The sequence below is a fragment of the Mycobacterium sp. ABE4_509 genome (assembly GCF_056160785.1).
This window is the reverse complement of record NZ_JBSWXU010000344.1, coordinates 1-490: the sequence shown is the minus strand read 5'-3', so window position 1 is coordinate 490 and position 490 is coordinate 1. Positions and strand designations below refer to the sequence as shown.

Sequence of the window (490 nt, the reverse complement as noted above, 5' to 3'; positions counted from 1 at the left end):
CCCCGGCTGATCAACATGTACGGCATCACCGAAACCACCGTGCACGCCTCGTTCCGCGAGATCACCGCCACCGACCTCGACAACCCCACCAGCCCGATCGGGGTCCCGCTGGGCCACCTCGGCTTCTTCGTCCTCGACCCCTGGCTGCGCCCGGTCCCGGCCGGAGTGACCGGAGAACTCTACGTCGCCGGCGCCGGCCTGGCCGCCGGCTACCTCGGCCGCGCCGCACTGAGCGCAACACGATTCCTGGCCTGCCCCTACGGCCCACCCGGCCAACGCATGTACCGCACCGGCGACCTGATGAGCTGGGGACCCGACGGAGAACTGCGCTACCTCGGCCGCGCCGACGAACAAGTCAAGATCCGCGGCTACCGCATCGAACTCGGCGAAGTCCAAGCCGCCCTGGCCACCATCGACGGAGTCGCCCAAGCAGAGGTACTCGTCCGCGAGGACCGCCCCGGCGACAAACGCCTCGTCGGCTACGTCACCG

General features: G+C 69.8%; 1 protein-coding gene. It reads left to right on the top strand.

Annotation, left to right across the window (positions count from 1 at the left end; all coding sequences use genetic code 11):
- Positions 1 to 490, top strand: a 490-nt coding sequence (locus ACXAID_RS28400) for an AMP-binding protein (RefSeq protein ID WP_475025474.1), incomplete at both ends; no start/stop codon positions are given.